Source organism: Neisseria sp. P0022.S010 (assembly GCF_051956635.1).
Genome location: NZ_JBQCXF010000892.1, coordinates 1 through 453 on the forward strand (window position 1 = coordinate 1; position 453 = coordinate 453).

Annotated in this window: 1 pseudogene; it reads right to left on the reverse strand. The window is 54.7% G+C overall.

Annotated elements, in window-relative coordinates:
* A pseudogene (locus ACTHUT_RS21960) lies at positions 1-389 on the reverse strand (AAA family ATPase); the annotation flags it as partial.
* Between the last annotated feature and the right edge of the window lie 64 nt (positions 390-453).

Below are 453 nucleotides of genomic sequence, written 5' to 3' on the forward strand. Positions count from 1 at the left end.
TGCAGACGGCGTACAATTTCAAGGGCGCGTAACGGCAGGTTTTCCGCTTCATCGACCACCATCAGACGGCCCGACTCGCGCAGGCGGTCAGATACAGACTCAAACAAATCATTCAACCTGCCCATCGCCGATACCTTCGCCGCTGTCGCCAACTTGCGCATCAGGACCAAAGCCGTAAAGCTCGGATTAGCCTCACTCAAGATGGCCGCAGGGTTTTTCTCGCAGTAGTTTTTGACCGCCTGCGTCTTGCCCAAACCCGCCTGACCGTAGATCACCACCGTTTAGCCGACTTCGTGCGCATCGCGCATCACTTCTGCAATACGGCGTGTCGTCTTAGTCGATACAAATCCCAACACCAGCTCTTCAAGTTGCGCCTTACTGCTGTCTATTATCCACATCTACGAGCCCACGAGACGTCTCTACATCTAGGTTTCATTCCGGCGGTGGGAAAGG